This is a genomic window from Flindersiella endophytica (genome assembly GCF_054779015.1).
The window spans coordinates 203,452-223,929 of the sequence record NZ_BAAGYY010000043.1 but is presented as its reverse complement, the minus strand read 5'-3'; the positions used below and the strand labels follow the sequence as shown (position 1 = coordinate 223,929).

Here is a 20,478-nt window from a genome sequence, read left to right as displayed (position 1 = left end):
AGGAAAGGGCGTGCTGTGAGCGACTCCGAGGAGCGGGCAGCGACCAGGGAGGACCTTCCCGTGCAACGGACGCCGTCCAACGGTGACCGTACGCCGGAGCAGATCGCGGCCGACCTGGCCGAGACCAGGGAACGTCTGGCCGCGACGGTCGACTCGCTGGTCGACCGCGTACGCCCGGCCGAGCTGGCGGGGCGGGCGGCGAACAGCATCAAGGAGTTGTTCGTCGACCCGAAGACCGGTGTGCGTACCGATCGGGTGGTCAAGGTCGGTGTGGCGGTCGCGGGGACCGTCGGCGCGCTGATCCTGCTCCGCAAGCTGTTCCGTCGCTGACGTCGTCAGAAGCGGTAGTGCAGGACGACGTTGCCGCGGCGTGACATGCCTTCGCTGTGCGCGCCGAGCTTGGTGAACAGCCGCAGGGCGGTGGGGAAGTGCTCGACCTCCGGCTCGCGGGTCAGCAGGATCTCCCTGACGAGCTCGATCCTGGGGTTCCAGCTCTCCGGTACGTGCGGGTCGTCGAAGCCGTCGAACTTCGTGAGCCCCGCGATGGACTCGGCGCCCTTGTAGTGCCGTTGGGCCCAGACGGCGAACTTCGAGTAGCCGTTGAACGCGATCTGTCCACCGGGGAAGTGGTCGACCAGGCGGTTGACCAGCGTCCGCATCTCTTCGTCGCTGAGGAACGCGATCAGCCCGTCGGCCACGATGACGGCCGGCCGGTCGCTGGGGATCTCGTCGAGCCAGTCACCGGTGGTGAGGTCGGCGGCGAGTGAGTGAGCACGCTCGTGGTGGGGGAGCAGGTGCTCCCGCGCCGCGATCACGCCGGGGAAGTCGATGTCGTACCACTCGACGGCCGGTGGCACGTCGAGCCGGAGGATCCGGGAGTCCAGGCCGGCTCCGAGGTCGAGGCCCACGGCGTCGGGGTGCTGAGCGATGAACGCCTGGGCGATCTCGTCCAGCTTCTTGGCCCGGTGCGCGATGTTGATCGCGCCGGGCCCGCTGATGTTGAGCTTGGCGTAGTCGTAGCCGACCTCACGCACGATCCGGTCCGCCATCCGATCGCCGAGGATCGCATCCGCTCGGCGGGCGTCGAGGGCGCGGCCGCAGAGCGTCAGCCAGAGGCTGTTCTCCAGTGGACTCAGGGTGGGGATGGGTGTGGTGGCGTCGCTCATGTCTGCCTGTTTCATCGCGTCGATGTCGGTTGAACCTGCATTCAACAGACTAAACACTCGTTCAGTAATGAGCAAACAGGGCCTACCAGGTGGTGCGGTGGCTGACTGTTACGGGCGCGCTGACCTGCGGCGACGCACGCGACGCGGATGCTTGCCTGCACACAGCTGCACGCACACGCGGTGCCGGGCATGGCTCCGGCGAGTCCCACGGTCGCCGCGACGGCCATCCCGGCGGTCAGGGCGAGGGAGTCCGATCCATCGCATCCAGCGCATGCGCGCCCACCTCCTGTCACCAAGCTGCCCGGCCGCCGGTCCAGGGTTGCCCGGGTGGCACATCCGGCGCGGTCCGCCGTACCCTTCCATGACGTGAGTCAGACGCCCACCGAGACGACAACCGACCCGAAAACCGCCGCCATGTCCACCGAAAGCCCGCAGGACAAGCTCGTCAGCAGCGACAAGCTGCCGATCCGGATGCTGCACGACCGGGTTCTGGTGACCCTCGACAACGAGGCCGGCGAACGCCGCTCCTCCGGCGGAATCGTGATCCCGGCGACCGCCCAGATGGGCCGCCGCCTGTCGTGGGCGCGGGTCGTGGCGATCGGGCCGCACGTACGCACGATCGTGATCGGCGACCGCGTGCTGTTCGACCCCGAGGAGCGGGCCGAGGTCGAGGTACGCGCCGAGAGCTACATCCTGCTTCGCGAGCGCGACATCCACGCCGTCGCGTCCGAGCGGCTCGAAGCCGACCAGACCGGCCTCTACCTGTAGGCGACGCGTAGCCGACCGCGCGTCTGTGCGGCCGGTACTTGCACACGCGTTCCGGATGGCGTAAACGCTGGAACATGACCGCACCGAGCTCGGCAGGAAAGCCCACGATCAAGCGTCGCGGCGAGGCGATCCTGGACGAGATCGCCCAGCGATCCGCCGACAGCACCAAGGCACGGCTACGCCGGCTGCGCTACACCGTCGTCCCGATCCTCCAGTCGGCGGTCGCGGCGGCGCTGGCGTGGCTGATCGCGAGCCAGGTGGTCGGGCACGTCTCGCCGTTCTTCGCGCCGATCGCGGCCGTGATCTCGCTCGGGGTCTCCCTCGGCCAGCGGCTGCGGCGCTCGATCGAGCTGATCGTCGGCGTCGCGGTCGGCGTGCTGGTGGCCGACCTGCTGATCGCGGTGATCGGGCGCGGCATGTGGCAGATCGGCGTGGTCGTCGCGCTCGCGATGGCCGTCGCGGTCTTCGCCGGCGGTGGGCCGCTCGTGGTGAACCAGGCCGCGGCGTCCGGCATCCTGCTGGTCGCGCTGACGCCGAACACCCAGTCGGGCATGGCCACCGACCGCTTCGTCGACGCCATCATCGGCGGTGTGGTGGGCGTCGTGATCAACGCCCTGTTCCTGCCCGTCAACCCCGTGAGGGTCGTACGCCGGGCCGCCAACCGGCTGCTCGACGGTCTCACCGGCTCGCTGCAGGATCTGGCCAAGGCGCTGGAGTCCGGCGACGCGGAGCTTGCGAAGCAGGCGCTCGGGGTGGCCAGGCAGCTGGAGGAGTCGCTGGACCAGTTCGACTCGGATCTGGTGGCGGGAGGCGAGATCGCGCGGATCGCCCCGGTGCGGTGGCGGATGAAGGGCCATCTGGCGCTCTACGTCGACGCGATCGGCGACATCGACAACGCGACGCGCAACGTACGAGTGCTGGCCCGCCGTTCGGCGACGATGCTGCGGGTGGGGGAGAGCGTCCATCCGGGTCTGCCGGCCGCGGTCTACCGCCTGGCGGAGTCGATCCGTACGTTGCGGAACGAGCTGGCCAAGGGCTGGGAGCCCCGCGCGGCGCGACTGGGCCTGGTCGACGCGGCCGAGCTGGCGACGGCGACACTGAGTTCGGGCCAGGGCTTCTCCGCGAACGTGGTGGTCGCCCAGATCCGTTCGACGGTCTACGACCTGTTGCTGGCCACCGGCCTGGCGCGGACCGACATCGATCGCCTGCTGGACGAGGTGGAGCCGACCAAACTGCACCGCAAGGCGGCCTCGTCGAGCTGACCGAAACGATCGGCCGGTCGACGGATCAGGGGAGCAAAACCCCCGTTGGCGGCCGCCCCCAGCGGCCGCCAACTCTCATCGGCCCATACGCAGTGGTGCCGGTGGCAGTGACTGGGCGCGCTGGCTCGGCAGGCTGGCCGCCCGGCCCTCGGAGTCGTCGTCCTCGTCCTCGGAGCCTGCGTCCGAGCCGGTCGGGGAGCGGTCGAGGTAGGCCGCGATGCCGTGTTTCGCGCACAGCGCGACCAGGCCGTACCCGTCGAGCAGGTGCAGCGGCTTGCCGTTGGCGTACTCGAAGCTGCGTGGATCGAATCCCCCTGTGATCAGCAGCGTGCCCGCGTCCGCCCGTTCCCGTCGGACCGCATGGTGCAGGTCACGTACGTCGGCTGGGTTGGCGATGGAGTCCACCTTGCGGACGTGCACGACGTGCAGCTCCTGGCCGCCGCTGGTCTGGCGGGAGGCGAGGTAGTCGAGGTCGGTGTCGTTCGCGCGGAGGAGCTCGGTCTCGAAGCCCATCCGGTCGAGCAGGTCGACGACCAGCTCGGAGAGCTCGTCCCGCCCGGCGTCGAAGATGTTGACACCCTCGGGTTCGACGACGAGGTACGGGTCGGCGAGGTCGTACGGAAGCAGCTGGGTCACCCCCACCAGCTCATCCGGGTAGAGCGAGATCTCCGCCGACAGCCGCCTGCGTGCGACGTCGAGCGGTTCGATGTCCTTCAGGTCGAGGCGGGCGAAGTGGTGGCGCGTGGCCCGCATGGAGATCAGGCAAACGGTCTCCTCGACCTCGACGATCAGGTCGTTCTCCTCGTCCTCGTCGTATTCGCCGGCGGTGAGCATGCCGTTGAACACGACGGTCTCGACCAGCCAGTTGGGGTCGGCCAGGAATGCGGTCTTGACCGCCCGGATGGCCAGCTGGGCAAGGAGGTTCTGGTACGTTTCGCGGATTTCGCTCGCCGCCCGGCGCTTGTGGACCTTCACCTGGTCCGTCGCCTTGTTGTAGCGGAATTCCTTCTCGCGCGGAACGATATCGATGCTGGGAATCGCCCATTCGATCAGCAGCAATCTCGATTCCGGGACGTAGGCGAAACTCCGGCCGTCGGGAAACGGCGGCTTGTCCTTCACCGGTTCGAAGACTCGCTCGTAGTAGTCGCTGACGGCGATCCGATCGCCGGCATAGACCAGGCTCTCGAATTCGTCGATCTCGTCATTGTGCTCGAGAATTCGCCGGTGGCTCTGCGAAATCGACTCTTCGTGTTCTTTTCGCAGCCGCTCTACGCGTTGTTTGCGAGCGGCTTCTTCCAGCCGATAACGTTCGAGTGCTTTGCGGTATGCGCGTTCGGCGTCCTCGGTGGCGCGTCGGTGCTTGGCACCCCTGTGGAACAAGCGATCCGACAAGCCCGCCGACTTCGGGACGTATGTCTCCCAGCGTGGCGCCAGCAGCGGTTCGGCATCTTCGCCGAGGTCGAGTCCGGGGACCTCTTCCTTGAGCTTCGAGAAGTCGAGTGGTCCAGGGAGATGCGCGGCCGCCGCCATCAGCAGGAAATCGAGCTTCTGCGTACGGTGGTCGGAGTTCTCGGTCTTGACCACGGCCTCTTCGATCAGGCGTTGCACCCGCATCGCGTGCCGGTGTTCTTCTTCGGCTTTGTGCTGTCGTTCGGCCTCTTTGCGTCGCCTGTTGCCTACTCGAGTCAACCGGGCGGCGGCGTGGTCGCGTCGGCGCCTGCGCCAGTCAGACTCATGCGAACGCTCTGACATCGTGCGCTCCCTCCAGGAACGGGTCTTTGGACGGGACCGGCCTCGGGCGACAAGCACCATCGCATGTCTTGGCCGGTCTCGACCTGCTCACGGAGGCGAGCGGCCGGGATGGGCCGGCAACCTCGAACTGGAGGATTCGCCGGACAAATCACGGCGGTGACCATATCTTTCGAACAGGGCAACGGATTGCGGAGCGGGTTTTCGGGGTCTGTCGGATCCTCGGCGCGGTCTGTCTCCCACACCGAGCGCCTCGCCACTGTGGTGGCACCCACGCTCCATCGGCGCACTCCCGATCTGGTGCAGCGTCCGATAACAATGCGTAGAAGAGTTGTAACATGGGGCTCCGGAATCCCGGAAGGGCTGTCTCGGCATGTGATCATGCAAGCCAGGCTTGCATCCTTTTCGGGTTACGCAGTGTTGAAGTGGGTCGGTGGGCATTGAATGGCTTCGTTCCAATTTCGGGCAATACCTACCCCTCTCGAGGTGACTCCGCACGTTATTCGGCGAATGTCGTGGGACAGTCTCGGCCGATCGGGCAATCACCTGGATCACGGTCAGGTGGTTTGGGATGGGCCCGAATGCGCTCCGGAGTCACCGCCGGCTTGGCCGGGACCGGCGGCCGGTGGCGTACGCCGGTGCCCGGAGCGGGTGGGGGCAGCGGACCCCCGCGGCAACTCCGGCCGGCCGAGGGTCGTCTGCCGGGCGACCCTCGGCGCACCCAAGCCTCCGACCGCGCTTATCCTGACTGGTCTGAACCCCAGGTTGGTCATCCCGTGAAGGTGTGAACGGAGTACGCAAAATGCCGGAGGGCCGGTCGATTGTCATCAACGGCGACCTCGGAAGCGGAAAGAGCACCGTCACCACCGAGCTTGCCGCCCGCCTCGGTATGCGCCGGGTCGCGATGGGCGATGTGCACCGCGCGATGGCCAAGTCCCGTGGCATGACGACGCTGGAGCTCAACCAGCACGCCGAGGCCGACAAGGCCGTCGACGACGACGTCGATCAGGTGCAGCGTGACCTGGCGGCCTCGGGCGAGCAGCTCGTGGTCGACAGCCGGCTCGGCTGGCACTTCTTCGGCGGCGCGTTCAAGGTCCACATGATCATCGACTCCGCGGTCGCGGCGCGCCGGGTCACCGCTCGTCCCGCCGATGCGGTCGAGGGCTACACCTCGCTCGAGCAGGCCGAGGAGAAGCTGCGCCAGCGCAGCGACAGCGAGCGGGTCCGGTTCATCGAGCGGTACGGCGTCGACAAGTACCTCTTACGCAACTACGACCTCGTGTGCGACACCACCCGCGCCGCCGTCGGCGATGTCGTCGACCTGATCGTCGCGGCGTACCAAGGCACGCTGGGCTCCGGCATCCTGCGCGACGAGCCACCGTTGCTGCTGATCGATCCGGCCCGGATCTACCCGACCCAGGCGCGGGGGCTGGACAGTGTGGAGGAGTTCAAGAACTCCGAGTACGTCACGAACGTCGGCCAGGGTGGTCCGGCCGCGCTGGAGCCGTTGTCGATCGGGTACGCGCGGCCGCACTTCTACGTCGTCGAGGGCCACCGCAAGCTGAGTGCCGCGCTCCTCAACGACTTCACGCTCGTTCCGGCCCGGTTGGTCGGGCAGGACGGCGACGCCGTCCACGACGAGACGAGCGCGGAGGCGTACTTCTGGAGCCGTGTGCTCCCCGAGCTGGTACGCGAGTGGTCGTCGGCGCACGGCATCGACTTGCCGTTGCCGGGCCGGCCGCACAGCTCAGCCCTTTAGATACCGGTCCAGGAAGCGCACCGTGCGCCGCATCGATGCCGGCCACTGCGGGACGAACGCGTGCTCCTCGCCTTCGTACCAGTACAACGTCGCGTTCTTGCCGGCCCGCTTGAGCGCCGACAGCGTGTCGCGGGACCACTGTGGCGGGCAGGTGTCGTCCGAGGTGCCGTGGTGGATGACGATCGGCTCGGTGACGCGGTCGAAGTAGTTGACCGCCGACAGCCCGCGCCAGAACTCCGGGTTGCGTTCCGGCGCGCCGTACGCCGCGATGATCCGCGGCGCCACGGAGTCGCCCCGGCTCCAGCGGTTGAAGTTCTGCGCCGCGTTGGAGCTCACCGGCGCGAACACGACCGCGGCCTTGACCAGGCCGGGCTGCGCGACCAGCGTGTTGTACGTGACGCCGCCGCCCATCGAGCGCCCGAGCAGGCCGATCCGATCGTGCCCGAGATACGGCAGCGACGACTCGCGCAGGGCCAGGACCGCGTTGATGACGTCCTCGGTGTAGCCGAGCCGGACGTGCAGCTCGCTGTTCGGATCATCATCGGACTGCGCGTGGTTGCGGTAGTCGGTGTGCAGGACGACGTAGCCGCGTCGCGCGAGGTAGTCCTGCTCGCGCTTCAGCCCGCGCCCGTTGGTGTAGACGGCCGGGTCGATGTAGCCGTGGTTCAGCACCAGCGCCGGGAACGGCCCGCGCCCGGCCGGCACGTTCACGATTCCCGAGATCGTGAGGTCGCCGCTCTTGTACGTCGCGAAGTAGCGCGTGTAGGCGGAGTTGCGGTCGATCACCCTGCCGAGCGTCAGTCCCCGGCCGTCGTAGGTCTTGGTCATCAGCGCCGGCAGCGAGACCGGATGCGGCGCCCTGGCCGGGGTCGGCCGTGGGGCTGCCGGTGTCGTCGGCACGGCCGGCGAGGCGCTCGGGGTGCCTGGGGGAGTGGACGGGTCTGAGGTGGCGGAGGAGCGGTCCTCGGTGGGTGTGCTCGTGCAGCCGTACATCCCGGCCAGGGACAGGCCCATCAGCCAACCGAACTGGCGGCGTGGAAGCATGCCTCCATCTTGCCGCCGGTTGCCGAAACGCCGGAGAAAGCTAGGCCGGATCGCACACGACGGGCTCGCCCGGAACCGGCAACGGCACGGTGGCTGGGGCAGGCGGCACGATCCGGCGGCCGTGCACCAGCTCGAGCGCCAGCCGGATGAACTGGGTACGCCGTCCGAGCGCCCACGGGGTCAGCGGCAAGCTCGAGAGAGCGCTTACCTCCACAGGATCACGCACCAGCGTGGAGCGTCCGACGACCGTCACGCTCCAGCCGGTATGGAGATCCGGGTCGATCTCGTCGACCTCGAAGCCGATCACGGAGTCGCTGGCCACCGTCGAGAGCCGGGACCCGGCGACCGTGGACATGATGATCGTGTTGTCCCGTACGACGTAGCTGACCGGCTGTACAGCCGGCAGCGCCCGTTCGGTGAAAACCGCCCGCCCGAGCTGCGCGGAGGACAGCAACCGGACGCACTCCTCGTATCCGATCACCGCGGACGCGAACTTGTCGACCATCCCTGAACCCCTCGAACCGAATACCTCGAGCCGGTCTTCTGCTGCGATTCAGCCAAGCGTGCTGAGTCGAGTCGAGACACGGTAGGGACTACAGGTACGTCCGGTCTGTGACTTTGGACCTGAGCGTCCTGGAAAGGGTGGAAGCCGAACACAAAGGGCTGGCGCCTCAGCGGAAGCGACTGAACATCGCGCCGACGATCACGGCGCCGATGGCGAGGCCGGCCATTGTCGCCAGGACATACGGCATCAGGGGGCTCCTGTCGCATCCACGGGGTCTGGGTGTTGGTGCCGGTGACGTGCCTAGAGATCGGAGAGAGTCGGCACGTCACCGGCACCGGATGTAGGGCCGCAGGAGACAGGCTGCTCGGGGTTCGTGCCGTCACCGACGTCCCACGCGCGACGGCCAGCTAACAGAGACCGGTGGTTAGCCGCCACGCCGTCTATGGAGTTAGTACCAAGCGCGGTCCGACGCCCCCACATCACTACTACGCCGCGTCGTGAACCTGGAACGGACCGCACTTGGTATGCACATACTCTTGTACGTGCAGATGGTCGTGTCAAGTGACATCACGGAACTTTTCATCGAGAGCCGTTGTCACGGTGTCCGTGATCATCGTGTCTCCGAGACATCTGTCCCCGGACGGCTGATGGCGCGTCACCGTGAAATTTGCACGGTGAACCACGGCGATGTGACACTTGACGGATGGCCGACGAGTCGGTGCTCCACAGGAGGCTGCTGGGCCGCGGGCTGGAGGAGCTCCGCACCAGCGCCGGTGTCAGCCTGAACGACGCCGCGGAGCAGATCGCCCGCAGCACGACGTCCGTCTGGCGCTTCGAGCAGGGCAAGACCATGATCGACGCGCTGCAGCTGAGGACGCTCTGCGCGCTCTACGGCGCGAGTCCCGAGCAGCGCGCCCGGCTGGAGAACCTCCGCGAGCTGGCCCGCCGGCCGGCCTGGTGGTCGCATCTCGGCCCGCGCCCGACAGTCACCGCCGGTCTGCTGAGCATGGAGGACCTCGCCTGGCGGATCCGGGAGTTCGACCACAGCGCCATTCCCGGCCTGCTGCAGACACCGGACTACGCCCGCGCCATCATCGAGGCCGTCGAGCCGGGCAGCAGTCGGTCCGACATCGACACTGCGGTCGCGTTGCGGATGGAACGGCAGGCCAAGGTCTGGGCCGGCCAGGAGCCGCCCGAGGCACTGTTCCTGATCGACGAGGCGGCGCTGTGGCGGATGCCCGGCACACCCGAGGCGCGGCGCGCCCAGCTCGGCCGGCTGCACAACCCGCCGCCGACGGTGACGTTGCAGATCGTCCCGTTCAGCGCCGGCCCGCATCCGTCGCTCGGGACGTACCTCATCTTCGATCTCAAGCTCGACGCCACGAACGCGAGGGGGGTCTACGTCGAGGGCTCGGCCGCCCAGAAGGGTTACATCACGGAGGACGAGCCGCACATCGAGGCGTACGAACTCGTCTTCGAGCAAACCCGCGCGAAGGCGCTCCCGCCGAAACTGTCGGCCCAGCGTCTGGTGGAGATGATGAAAGAGCTCCCCGACGACTGAGCTGGCGTGCCCGATCCGGGCGGTCCCGTTCGCCGCACTGGCCAAGGCGGGCCGGCCACAGCCGATGGGGGACGCCGTGGCCGGCCCTGACCGGGTAGGACGCATCGGGCGGGGGGGACCCGGAACGCATCACCGTCCGGCTACGGCAAACCTACGCCGTCGCGCAAGGTTCGGCGTGCCTTTTGTTCGATCCCGTTTTGGGGCGGGTAACTAATTGGCTTCAGGGTGACAAAGCCCTTACCTGGTGTCGGTTTGCGCGCCTGGCCGATCCGGTTTACCGCTTTTCGTGATGTTCGGCCGAGGCTCTGCCGAGATCGGTGAGATCGGCCGGAGCCGCGTCGTCCGGAACGAGGGTGACCGGCTCGAACTCCTGCTGGAAGATCTCGCGAGCGGCAGGGGTGACGATGGCCGGGCCGGGCACCGCCGCGTACGCCGCGAGGATCGCGACGCGAGCGGCCGTGTGGAGTACGGGCGCGAGCGCGTTCTCCTCGGTCAGGTCGTCGAGCACGTCACTGGTCGCGGTCAGGTGCAGCTCGACCTCGTTGACCTCCAGGTCGTGGTGCAGCCGGACCAGCGCGATGCGTCCGGCGCCGTCGAGCGCCGTCACTCCGCACAGGTCGATGACCGCGGCCACGGTCGGCGGTGGAGTGAGGACGCGGTGGTTGACCACGTCGGCGAGCGCGGGTGCGGTGCCCTCGACGAGAGGGCCCGACAGCTCGAGGAAGACCAGCGGATCGACGCGGCGCAGCGCGGGGTCAGGCCCGCGCTGCGTGGGTATGAGCGGTCCGCTGCGCCGGCTTCTGCTCACGACGGCGGACATGATCGGTGTGGCGAGACGAGCGATCCGCATGGCGCTGTCTCCCTTCCCCGGGACGGACGGGGTGCACGCGACGCAATCGGTGCCGAAAGGCAGTACCTCTCCCAGATAACCTCAGACCGCCCCAGGACGCAACACCACGGGCAAAACACTCGGCTACAGGTTGTCGAAGTACCAGCGAAGAAACAGCAGGACCAAGACGATCACCGGGATGGCCGCCCAGAGGTCGGACCAGCGCTTGGCTGCCAACTCCCGGGTCCCCGCCTTGGCCTTCTTGTGGTCGCTCCAGCTGCGTCGCACGACCGCGTAGGTGTACCCGGCGATCACCGCCAGCAGAATTCCGATCAACCCCGCGCCTTCCATGCCGGGGAGCGTAGGAATCGCGAACGGTCCGGCCCGATTTATTGCACGCGGAAAGGACTTGTTGCCCGCCGCGCAATCGGCTTTCGGCCAGGTTCGGCCAGGGCTTTGGTCCCGGTTGCTCAGCGGGACGTGATCTCTTTCGCGTCCGTGGTCCATTCGGCTGCCTGGTCGCTCAGCGTGAGACCGAGTCCGGGCCGGGTGGGTACGACCATGTGGCCGTCGCGGAGGGTGAGACGTTCGTCGAACAAGGGCTCCAGCCACTCGAAGTGCTCGACCCAGGTCGGCCGGGGGTAGGCGGCCGCGAGGTGGACGTGCAGCTCCATCGCGAAATGAGGGGCGAGTCCGAGTCCCGCGTGGTCGGCCAGTCCGGCGACCCTGAGGAACTGAGTGATGCCGCCGACCCTCGGTGCGTCGGGCTGCAGGATGTCGGCGGCGCCGGCTTCGATCAGGCGTACGTGTTCGGCGGCGCTCGCGAGCATCTCGCCGGTGGCGATCGGTGTGTCGAGCGCGGTGGCGAGCTGGGCGTGACCGTGGGCGTCGTACGCGTCCAGCGGCTCCTCGATCCAGACGAGGTTGAACTCCTCGAGCATCCGGCCGGCGCGCATCGCGGTCGCGCGGTCCCACTGCTGGTTGGCGTCGACCATCAGCGGTACGTCGTCGCCGAGGTGTGCGCGGACGGCGGCGACCCGCTTCAGGTCCTCGGCGAGGTCGGGCTGGCCGACCTTCAGCTTGATGCCTCCGACGCCACGTTCGCGGGCCGCGCTCGCGTTGCTGAGGACGTCCTCGAGCGGCGAGGAGAGGAAGCCGCCGGAGGTGTTGTAGCAGCGTACGGAGTCGCGGTGGGCGCCGAGCAGCTTCGCCAGCGACAGGCCGGACCGCTTGGCCTTGAGATCCCAGAGCGCGACGTCGAACGCGGCGATGGCCTGGGTGGCGATGCCGCTGCGGCCGACGGAGGCGCCGGCCCAGACGAGCTTCTCCCAGAGTCGGCCGATGTCGCTCGGATCCTCGCCGAGCAGGTCGGGCGCGATCTCGGTCGCGTGCGCGTAGAGCCCCGGGCCCCCGGCGCGCTTGGAGTAGCTGAAGCCCAGCCCGTGCCGTCCGTCCGCCGTCGTGATCTCGGCGGTGAGCACGGCGACCTCGGTGAGCGGACGTTGGCGTCCGGTCAGCACCTTGGCGTCGCTGATCGGCGCGCGCAGCGGGACTCTGATCAGCTTGACGCGGACGTGTGCGATGCGGTCGATGTCGTCGATCTGGTCGGTCGGTGCGTCCTGGTCGGCAGCCACCTGGCAATAGTCTCGCGGTATGAGCTACGAGCTGCGGGGAAGGTCCGGAACCGGCACACCGAAACTGGTCGCGATCAGCGACCTGCACGTTCGGTACGCCGAGAATCGGGCTCTGGTGGAGGAGCTGCGGCCGGAGTCAAGCGCTGATTGGCTGATCGTCGCCGGTGACGTCGCCGATCTGGTCTCGGACTTCACCTGGACGATGGGCGTCCTGCGGTCGCGGTTCGCGCGGGTGATCTGGGCGCCGGGCAACCACGACCTGTGGACACTGCCGGTTGATCCCGTCCAGTCGCGAGGTGAGGAGAAGTACCTCCACCTGGTCGAGCTCTGCCGCCAACTCGGAGTGGACACGCCGGAGGATCCGTACCCCGTGTGGACGATGGGCTCCGGGTCGTTCGCGATCGCGCCGTTGTTCGTGCTCTACGACTACACCTTCCGGCCGGAAGGCACGTCGAACAAGGCGGAAGCGCTCGCCGTCGCGAAAGAGGCGCACGTCGTCGGGAACGACGAGATCTACCTGCACCCCGATCCGTACCCCAGCCTGGACGCCTGGTGCGCCGCCCGGCTGAAGGTGACCACGGAACGGCTGGACTCGATTCCGCCGTCACAGCAGACGATTCTGGTGAACCACTTCCCGCTGACCCGCGAGCCGACCCGGATCCTGCGGTATCCGGAGTTCGCCCTGTGGTGCGGCACCGAGGCAACCGCGGACTGGCACCTGCGTTACCGCGCGGAGGCGGTGGTCTACGGGCACCTGCACATCCCGCGCACGATCACAGAGGACGGCGTCCTGTTCGAGGAGGTCTCGCTCGGCTATCCGCGCGAGTGGCAACCGCGTTCGCGAGTGCCCGGCCTGCCGGTTCAGGTGCTGCCCGCCGAGTGAGCCCGCGCGCACACTTGACAAGCATCGGGTCGGTCGGCGAGATTAACGGCACGGCGCCGACCGGTCGCCGAGCTGTGGAACATCCGCCCCAGTCGGGGTTCCATCTCGCGAAGGGGAGTTGCCCTCTCGGTCGTCGATATCCGCAGGCCATCTCACTACACCGCGTCACTGGGGGACGAGGGTGTTCATGAGGAGGCTTGTCATGACCAGAGACGGCACGTTCAAGAAGGTCGTCCGCCGGCACGCCATGGAGACGGGACAGCGCTACACCGAGGCGCTGGCCGACCTGGAGGGTCTCGGCGCCCGGATGAACCACGAGCCCGTCGCCGAGCGGCTGCTCACTCATCTTCGCGACCACTACGGCATCGATCCGGTGGCCGCCACGAGGATCAGCGTTCACAAGACCTACGTCTTCCGGATCGACCGGAACGACGGCGACCCGTGGGTCGCGCGTGCGTTCCCTCCCGCCCGTCCGAGGGAAGGAGTCGAGGGCGACGCCGCGATCCTGCGGTTCCTGGAGCGGCAGGGCTACCCAGCCGAACGGCTCGCCGTCGACGACGCGGTGTCAGACGTCGACGGTAGCGCGGTCCTGGTGACCCGGTTCGTCGAAAGCACACCGCTTCCCGACGGTGCCGCGAAGTTCACCATCATGGGCGACCTGCTCGGACGACTGCACGCACTGCCGTTCGACGAGTCCGCCGGCCGTCCGGGCGGGGCGAGCGGTGAGGACCCCACCCGAGAGGGCACACCGCGCCAGGACCTGCTGGCCGCCCTTTCCTTCCTCGACGCCGTGGATACGAAGGTCGCGGCGGCCAATCGCGAGCTCTTCGAGCGGACCCGGCACCAGGTACGTTCGGCCGACGACGGTGCCGGCCTGCCGGAGGCGTTGCTCCACGGCAACCTCCTGCACGCGCCCGACCACGCGGTCGTGGGCGCGCAGGGACCGGTCGCGATCAACTGGAAAGCGTCCGGGCGCGGGCCGCGGCTCGCCGATTTCGCCTACCTGATGTGGGGTACCTGGCTCAAGCAGGACCTGATCGAAGCGGGTGTCGACGCCTATCGCAGGCATGTCGAGGTGACCGACGAGGAGCTCGACCGGCTCGAAGGGGTGATGGGCATCCGTCCGCTCTACCTCATGGGCATCGACTACCGCCGGAACATCGACCAGCATCACGGCGGCGAGGTCGAGTGGTTCGATCCGGACTATCTCAAGGCGGCCGCGGCCGCCGTCAGAGCCGCGTTCGGTAGATAACCGGAGATGGCAGGAGAGTTGAGGGTCCTCGGAGCGGCGGAGCACAACCTGCGTGACGTCGACGTCACGTTCGGGCCCGGCGTGACCGCGGTCGTCGGCGTCTCCGGCTCAGGGAAGTCGTCGCTCGCGTTCGATGTGGTCTACACCGAGGCGCGGCGGCGATTTCTCGAGACGCTTGGCCTTGGACGTCGAGAGGCGCGGGTGCCGGCGGCGCAGGTGCGCGGCATCGAGGGCCTCGGCCCAGCGGTGGCGATCGCGCAGAACGTGCTGAACGTCAACCCTGCTTCGACTGTGGCGACGTCGGTGGGCCTGCATCCGTTCCTGCGCATCCTGTACGCGCGGTTCGCCGAGGTCACCTGCCCGCGCTGCCAGGTGCCGGTACGCGCGGTGTCGCGCGAGGAGCGGCTCGCGATCGCCTTGTCGGTGCTCGCTGCCGCGGGCCGGCTCGAGGTGGAGGTCGCGGTCGTGCGCGGTCTGCGCGGGAGCCATGCGCATCTACTCGCGGGCTTGCGAGGGCAGTTCGACGCGGTGACGGTCGACGGGCGGGCGTGGGCGGCGGGCAAGTCCGGCCGCGTGCCGCGGCTCGATCCCACGGTTCCGCACGATGTGGTCGTCCGGGTGGCCACGCTCCAGGCGGGTGCGTCCGCGGCGGAGGTTCGTACCTGCCTGGAACGTGCCGACGGGCTGGGCTCACCTGAGGTCCGGCTCGGCGGCACGCCGGTGCTGCGGGCACCGATCTGCCCGAGCTGTTCGGACTGGGTACGGCCACTGGAGCCGTCGGCGTTCCGCGATGCGGCGGCCGACACCTCGTCACACCGCATCGCCGGTGTCACGCTGCCCGAGCTGCTCGCACGTTCGGTGAACCAGGCCCACGCTTTCGTCGAGCAGCTGCCGGCGGATCTACGGGCCGAACGCGTTCGGGACGAGCTGCTGCGCCGGCTGCGGCCCCTTGTCACGTTGGGCCTTGGCCACCTCGGTCTCGACCGGTCGATGCCCACGCTGTCCCGCGGGGAAGCGCAGCGGACGCGGCTCGCGGTCGTGCTCGGCGGCCGGCTCGAGGATCTGCTGCACGTCCTCGACGAGCCGACGATCGGCCTGCACCACAGCGATCTCGAGCGGCTCCTGGACGCCATCGGCTCGTTGCCGGGGCCGGTGCTGATGGTGGAGCACGACCCGGTGGCCGTCGCCAGAGCAGACGATGTCGTCGAGATCGGGCCGGCTGGCGGCCGCGGCGGCGGGCAACTGGTCTTCCAGGGAACGCCGGCCGAGCTGTGGCGGGCCGGCACCGCCTCCGGCGTTGGCTTCTCGACCAGGACACGGCGGCAGCGGGCGCGACGTCCCGTGTCCGACGAACGGATCCGCATCACCGGGGCCGGCCTGCGTAACCTGCGCGATGTCGAATGCGAGATCCCGGTCGGATCGCTCACGGTGATCACCGGGCCCTCGGGTGCGGGCAAGACCACGTTGGCGCGGGAGGTGCTGCTGGCCTCGCTTCGTGCGCAGGCGCCGATCGGGTGCGCCACGTTCGACGCGCCAGCCCTGCGGGTGCTCGCGGTGGACCAGGCGCCGCTGGGCAACAACCCGCGCTCGAACCCCGCGACCTATACGAAGGTGTTCGACCGGATCCGTGACGTGTTCGCGGAGGAGACCGGACGGTCGGCGTCGGAGTTCACGTTCAACCGGGCCGAAGGGGCGTGCCCGGAGTGTGAGGGGATGGGCGCGGCCGCCATCAGCCTCAGCTATCTGGAGCCCATCTGGGTGCCGTGCGAGGCCTGCGAGGGACGCCGTTACCGGCCCGAGGTTCTCGAGGCAACGTGGAAAGGGCTCTCGATCGCCGAGGTGCTGGAGCTGAGTGTCGACGATGCCGCGGCGCTGTTCGCCGAACATCCACCGGTGACGCGGATCCTCGAAACCCTGCAGGAGATCGGGCTCGGTTACATCACGCTCGGGCAACCGTCGCCCAGTCTCTCCGGCGGTGAGGCGCAGAGAATCCGCCTCACCCGGGAGGTCACCAAGGCCAGGGCAGGCAACCTCGTGTTGCTCGACGAGCCCACCACGGGCTTGCATCCTGGCGACCTGGACCGGCTCCTCGCCATGCTCGACAAGCTGACGGCCAACGGCTGCACCGTGGTCGTCGTCGAACACCAGGCGGACGTGATCGCCTCGGCCGACTGGCGGATCGATCTCGGGCCTGGAGGTGGACCGGACGGGGGACGCCTGCGGCACTGCGGGCCTCCCGGCTCCGAGGAACCGCCCGAGGTGGTGCCGCGTGCCACGCCGCGCGCCGGCCGGCGTTCCAGCGATGCCATCCGGGTGCGGGGCGCCCGCGCGCACAACCTGCGAGGTGTCGACGTCCAGTTCGGCAAGGGCAGATTCACTGTCGTGACAGGTGTGTCGGGCTCGGGCAAGTCGTCGTTGGTCCGCGACGTCCTGGCGGCGGAGGCCGACCGGCGGCTGCTGGAGTGCCTGTCGGTGTACGAGCGCCAGTCGGTACGCGAAGGACCGGAAGCGCCGGTCGACTCGCTCACCGGGCTCGGCCCGACGATGAGCGTCGACGCCTCGGGGACGAACTTCGATCCTGGCGGACCGTCGCGCTGGGAGGCCGCCCAGACGACCGTCGGCCGGTCCAGCGACCTCGATCGCCTCGTCTCCGTTGTCCTGGCGCGCGCCGGTGTGCGCTCGTGCCTCGCCTGTGGTGGCGAGGACGTCCGCCGGTCGTCGCCGAAACCGGAAGCCGCGTGGATGTGCGGTGACTGCGGCGCCGGAGCGGTGCCGATCGAGCCGCGCCACCTGATCGGTTCGCCCGCGGCCAGCTGCCCGCAGTGCGTCGGACTCGGTCTCGAGCGGGAGTACGAATGGGACCAGATCGTACGGCCCGAGCTGCCCCTCGCACGGTGCTTCGGCGGAGGCCTGTCGTGGTTTCGTCCGAACGTATCCACCGCCAACAGCGCGATGCGCGACTTCGCAGAGCGGTACGGCTTCGACCTGGACACCACCCCGTGGTCGGAGCTGTCCGACGAGGCCCGCAACGCGGTCCTGTACGGCGAGTCGTCCTGGGACGGGCTGAACGACTGGGCCAAGCTCGACGTCGGCGGCACGGAGACCAAGGCGTTTCCGTGCCGGGAGTGCGGAGGCAAGCGGCTGCGCGCTCCGTTCCTGGCGATTCGACTCGAGGGTCGCGACCGCAGCGACCTGTTCGCGGCGCCGCTCGCCGAGCTCCATGCCGTACTGGCGTCGATGGCTACGCCGGACGACCGGCACGCGGCGCACGCCCGCGACGTCGCGTTGCGCCGGTTCGGGTTCCTCTGTGAGGTCGGGCTGGGCTACCTCGAGCTGAACCGGATGACGTGGTCGTTGTCCGCGGGGGAGGCGCAGCGGATCAAGCTGGCGTCGGTGCTCGGCGGTGGCCTGGTCGGCATGACTGTGCTGCTCGACGAGCCGAGCCGTGGCCTGCATCCGTCTGAGACGGGCGCGCTCGTCCGTACGCTGGGCGAGCTGCGCGACGCCGGCAACACCGTGATCGCCGTCGAGCACGATCCGACGTTCATTCGCGCCGCTGACGACGTTGTCGAGATCGGTCCTGGTCCTGGGCGGGCCGGCGGACGGTTGGTCGATCTCGACAGCCCGCGGTCGGTCACCCGAGCGGTGCTCGAGGGACGCGTCGCTCTCCCTCGCACCCGCAGGCGCGAGCCGACGGGGTGGATGTCCGTTGCCGGCGCACGGGAGAACAACCTGCGCGGCCTCGATGTGCGTATCCCACTCGGCGTGCTGGCCGGCGTGTGCGGTGTGTCCGGGTCGGGGAAGTCCTCGCTCGTCGTCGACACCATCGCGCTGGCACTGGCCCGGCCGAAGACCTCCGTCACGGGCGTCGGCGTGATCCGGGCCGAGCCCGGCGTGCACTCCACGATCTCCAGCGCGCCCGATCGTACGGTCGTGGCCGACCAGTCCCGCGCGGAGATCACGTCGCCGGGGATGTTCCTCGGGCTGATCGGCGCCGTACGCAAGGCGTTCGCGGGGAGCGAGGTGGCCGTCGAGCAGGGGATCACGGTCAAGGACCTCACGTACGGCTGCGACGCCTGCCGCGGCAAGGGGAGCTGGCAGACGGACCTGTCGTTCCTTCCGGCGGTGACCCAGGACTGTGACGCGTGCGGCGGCTCGGGCTACCGGCGTGAGGTCGCGACGCTGGTCGAACGCTGCCGGACCCTCGCCGGTATCGAGTCGCTCACGATCGCGGAGCTGGTCGAGGAGTGGGGCGACCTCGACCTCGTGCGCCGGATGGGCGGAGCCGCGGTCTCGCTCGGGCTCGGCTATCTCGTCGTACGCCAGCCTGGCTGGAGTCTGTCGGGTGGCGAGGCGCAACGACTCAAGCTCGCCAAGGAGCTCGCACGGCCTTCCAAGGCCGGCACGCTCTACGTACTCGACGAACCGACAGTCGGTCTGCAGGTGACCGACGTCGCGGTGCTCGCCCGCGCCGTCGACGCGATCGTCGACGCCGGCAACACCGTGCTGGTCGTCGAGCACGACCCGGTGTTGCTGGCCGCGTGCGACTGGCTGATCGAGCTCGGTCCCGGCGCCGGACCTGACGGTGGCGAGATCGTCTTCGCCGGCCGCCCCGAAGAGCTCGCCGAGGCCGGCACGGCGACGGCGCCGTACGTACGCGAGACGCTGGCATGAACGCGACCCCGCTCCTGCTCGGTGACCCGTCGGCATCGTTGCGATGGCGGGCGGGCATGGAGCTGTTCGGACTCGCGGACGATGGCGAGGTCGGGGCCTGGCGGGACGAGATAGGCGAGAGCCCCGCGGTGCGGTCGCTCCTGGCGGAACTCGCGGCGGCCGACGGGCCGTTCGCCGCCGGCTACCTGCTCTGCCGGCTGGCGTACCTCGGCTACCACGGCCCCGAGCTCGCCGCTGCCGTCGACGCCATCTTCGCCCACCAGCGGCCGGACGGCTCCTGGTCGGCGCGGCCCGGCTCGGCGGACGGCCCGCGCTTCGTCACCATGCATACCGTCGTGCCGTTGCGAGGCATCGCCGCGGCCGGGTTCGCTATCGACCCGCGGGCGGAACGCGCGTACGAATGGCTGCTGTCCGAGCGTCTCACCGACGGCTCCTGGCCTGCCGGTCCCAAGGCCGACCTCGGCGGTCGTGGGCGGCCTGCCCAGCCGGAGAAGGAGTACCGGCGGCTGCCACGCGGAGCGGGCTGCCGTTCCGCGACCACCGGTGCCGTGGCCTGCCTCGCGCTGCACCCTACGCGCCGGCGATCCGACGCGGCCCGCCTCGGCGTCGACCACCTCCTGGCCCGTGAGTCCCGGGAGGAGTCGGCGCTCGGCTGGGAGGTCTCGCGGCTGGTCGGGCTCGAACGCGCGTTGGGGCAGGTGACGTTCTACGTCACGTTCGACTCCGCGTTCGTCCTCGACCTCGCGTCGCGCTGCGGTGTCTCCGCTGCCGACCGGCGGGTTCGCGACCTCGTCGGGTGGCTGGCCTCGTTGCGCGGGCCCTACGGGCTCTGGGAACACCAAGCCCATCCGCAGCTGTCCCGCTGGCTCACCTTCGACCTGGAGTGCAGCCTGCGCAGGCTCGCCGACGGCGACTGGATCGGGAACGAGGAGCCGGCCCGCGACCCTAGCGGGGGTACGGGACGTCGGCGAACCCGCGGAGGCGGTCGAGGCTGATCCGGATCAGCTCGGAGAACGAGCCGCGGAACTCCTCGGCGTTCAGGTCGATGTTGGGGAACCGCTCGGCGTACTTGGCGGCGAACCCGCTCCATTCGTCGTCGTTCATGTAGGCCGACGCGATCGCGGCCGTGCCGGAGAAGACGACAACCCCGTCGCCGCCGTACTCACTGTCGAAGTTGAGAGCGACGCGTGTGTGGGCTGCGATGTTGTGCAGCTTCGGCTTGCCAGGCTGGCTGGGGACCAGCACATCCGTGCCGTTCCACCAGAACCACACCAGGCTCGGCAGCGGATCCCCACTCCGCTTGCCGATCGTCGTCAGCCAGACCACGATGTCGCGGCCCAGGCGGTCCGTGGCGTACCGGCCGAGCTCCGTCGAGAAGTCGATCATCGACCG

At 69.0% G+C, this 20,478-nt stretch carries 17 protein-coding genes; 9 read left to right on the top strand and 8 right to left on the bottom strand.

Features of this window, described 5'->3' with window-relative positions:
• The first annotated feature begins 15 nt into the window (after positions 1 to 15).
• Positions 16 to 330 carry a DUF3618 domain-containing protein gene (locus tag ACYVF6_RS44295; RefSeq protein WP_460532519.1) on the top strand — a complete coding sequence of 105 codons (315 nt, stop codon included), beginning with the start codon at positions 16 to 18 and terminating at the stop codon, positions 328 to 330.
• A 5-nt stretch (positions 331 to 335) separates the two neighbouring features.
• On the opposite strand, the gene ACYVF6_RS44290 is transcribed toward ACYVF6_RS44295, so the two are convergent.
• Entirely contained in the window at positions 336 to 1,166 is an 831-nt protein-coding gene (locus ACYVF6_RS44290) for a class I SAM-dependent methyltransferase (RefSeq protein WP_460532516.1), read from the bottom strand.
• A 414-nt stretch (positions 1,167 to 1,580) separates the two neighbouring features.
• Here ACYVF6_RS44290 and ACYVF6_RS44285 point away from each other — a divergent pair, with 414 nt between their 5' ends.
• Positions 1,581 to 1,934, top strand: coding sequence for a GroES family chaperonin (locus ACYVF6_RS44285; RefSeq protein ID WP_460532880.1), 354 nt, complete (start codon positions 1,581 to 1,583; stop codon positions 1,932 to 1,934).
• A gap of 74 nt (positions 1,935 to 2,008) precedes the next feature.
• Positions 2,009 to 3,196: an FUSC family protein gene (locus ACYVF6_RS44280; RefSeq protein WP_460532513.1), complete on the top strand. Its 1,188-nt coding sequence runs from the start codon at positions 2,009 to 2,011 to the stop codon at positions 3,194 to 3,196.
• 75 nt (positions 3,197 to 3,271) lie between these two features.
• Here the strand turns inward: ACYVF6_RS44280 and ACYVF6_RS44275 are convergent, their stop codons facing one another.
• Positions 3,272 to 4,810, bottom strand: coding sequence for a restriction endonuclease (locus ACYVF6_RS44275; RefSeq protein ID WP_460532510.1), 1,539 nt, complete (start codon positions 4,808 to 4,810; stop codon positions 3,272 to 3,274).
• Between the two features lie 937 nt (positions 4,811 to 5,747).
• Here ACYVF6_RS44275 and ACYVF6_RS44270 point away from each other — a divergent pair.
• A complete protein-coding gene (locus ACYVF6_RS44270) occupies positions 5,748 to 6,704 on the top strand; it encodes a cytidylate kinase family protein (RefSeq protein WP_460532507.1) in 957 nt (318 codons plus the stop codon).
• On the opposite strand, the gene ACYVF6_RS44265 is transcribed toward ACYVF6_RS44270, so the two are convergent.
• Positions 6,693 to 7,748 carry an alpha/beta hydrolase family protein gene (locus ACYVF6_RS44265; RefSeq protein ID WP_460532504.1) on the bottom strand — a complete coding sequence of 352 codons (1,056 nt, stop codon included), beginning with the start codon at positions 7,746 to 7,748 and terminating at the stop codon, positions 6,693 to 6,695. The two genes, ACYVF6_RS44270 and ACYVF6_RS44265, sit on opposite strands and share 12 nt — an antisense overlap.
• Positions 7,749 to 7,788: 40 nt before the next feature.
• Positions 7,789 to 8,253 carry a pyridoxamine 5'-phosphate oxidase family protein gene (locus tag ACYVF6_RS44260; protein WP_460532501.1) on the bottom strand — a complete coding sequence of 155 codons (465 nt, stop codon included), beginning with the start codon at positions 8,251 to 8,253 and terminating at the stop codon, positions 7,789 to 7,791.
• 703 nt (positions 8,254 to 8,956) lie between these two features.
• On the opposite strand from ACYVF6_RS44260, the gene ACYVF6_RS44255 reads away from it, so the two are divergent.
• Complete coding sequence (locus ACYVF6_RS44255; RefSeq protein ID WP_460532498.1) at positions 8,957 to 9,814, top strand: helix-turn-helix domain-containing protein; 858 nt, start codon at positions 8,957 to 8,959, stop codon at positions 9,812 to 9,814.
• A gap of 274 nt (positions 9,815 to 10,088) precedes the next feature.
• On the opposite strand, the gene ACYVF6_RS44250 is transcribed toward ACYVF6_RS44255, so the two are convergent.
• The 3 genes from ACYVF6_RS44250 to ACYVF6_RS44240 all read right to left on the bottom strand — a co-directional run bounded on the left by ACYVF6_RS44250 (position 10,089) and on the right by ACYVF6_RS44240 (position 12,277).
• Complete coding sequence (locus tag ACYVF6_RS44250; protein WP_460532495.1) at positions 10,089 to 10,664, bottom strand: STAS domain-containing protein; 576 nt, start codon at positions 10,662 to 10,664, stop codon at positions 10,089 to 10,091.
• A gap of 123 nt (positions 10,665 to 10,787) precedes the next feature.
• Positions 10,788 to 10,994 (bottom strand): hypothetical protein, encoded by a 207-nt coding sequence (locus ACYVF6_RS44245; RefSeq protein WP_460532492.1) that lies wholly within the window; start codon positions 10,992 to 10,994, stop codon positions 10,788 to 10,790.
• A gap of 119 nt (positions 10,995 to 11,113) precedes the next feature.
• On the bottom strand, positions 11,114 to 12,277 hold the full coding sequence (locus ACYVF6_RS44240; RefSeq protein WP_460532489.1) for a mandelate racemase/muconate lactonizing enzyme family protein: 1,164 nt from the start codon (positions 12,275 to 12,277) through the stop codon (positions 11,114 to 11,116).
• Between the two features lie 19 nt (positions 12,278 to 12,296).
• On the opposite strand from ACYVF6_RS44240, the gene ACYVF6_RS44235 reads away from it, so the two are divergent.
• From ACYVF6_RS44235 to ACYVF6_RS44220, 4 genes are all read left to right on the top strand, one after another.
• Positions 12,297 to 13,160, top strand: coding sequence for a metallophosphoesterase family protein (locus tag ACYVF6_RS44235; RefSeq protein WP_460532486.1), 864 nt, complete (start codon positions 12,297 to 12,299; stop codon positions 13,158 to 13,160).
• 202 nt (positions 13,161 to 13,362) lie between these two features.
• On the top strand, positions 13,363 to 14,412 hold the full coding sequence (locus ACYVF6_RS44230; protein WP_460532483.1) for an aminoglycoside phosphotransferase/kinase family protein: 1,050 nt from the start codon (positions 13,363 to 13,365) through the stop codon (positions 14,410 to 14,412).
• A 6-nt stretch (positions 14,413 to 14,418) separates the two neighbouring features.
• A complete protein-coding gene (locus ACYVF6_RS44225; protein WP_460532480.1) occupies positions 14,419 to 19,086 on the top strand; it encodes an excinuclease ABC subunit UvrA in 4,668 nt (1,555 codons plus the stop codon).
• On the top strand, positions 19,083 to 20,081 hold the full coding sequence (locus tag ACYVF6_RS44220; RefSeq protein ID WP_460532477.1) for a prenyltransferase/squalene oxidase repeat-containing protein: 999 nt from the start codon (positions 19,083 to 19,085) through the stop codon (positions 20,079 to 20,081). Before ACYVF6_RS44225 ends, ACYVF6_RS44220 begins: the two co-directional genes overlap by 4 nt.
• Here ACYVF6_RS44220 and ACYVF6_RS44215 read toward each other — a convergent pair.
• On the bottom strand, positions 20,032 to 20,472 hold the full coding sequence (locus ACYVF6_RS44215) for a pyridoxamine 5'-phosphate oxidase family protein (RefSeq protein ID WP_460532474.1): 441 nt from the start codon (positions 20,470 to 20,472) through the stop codon (positions 20,032 to 20,034). The two genes, ACYVF6_RS44220 and ACYVF6_RS44215, sit on opposite strands and share 50 nt — an antisense overlap.
• Positions 20,473 to 20,478: the final 6 nt, after the last annotated feature.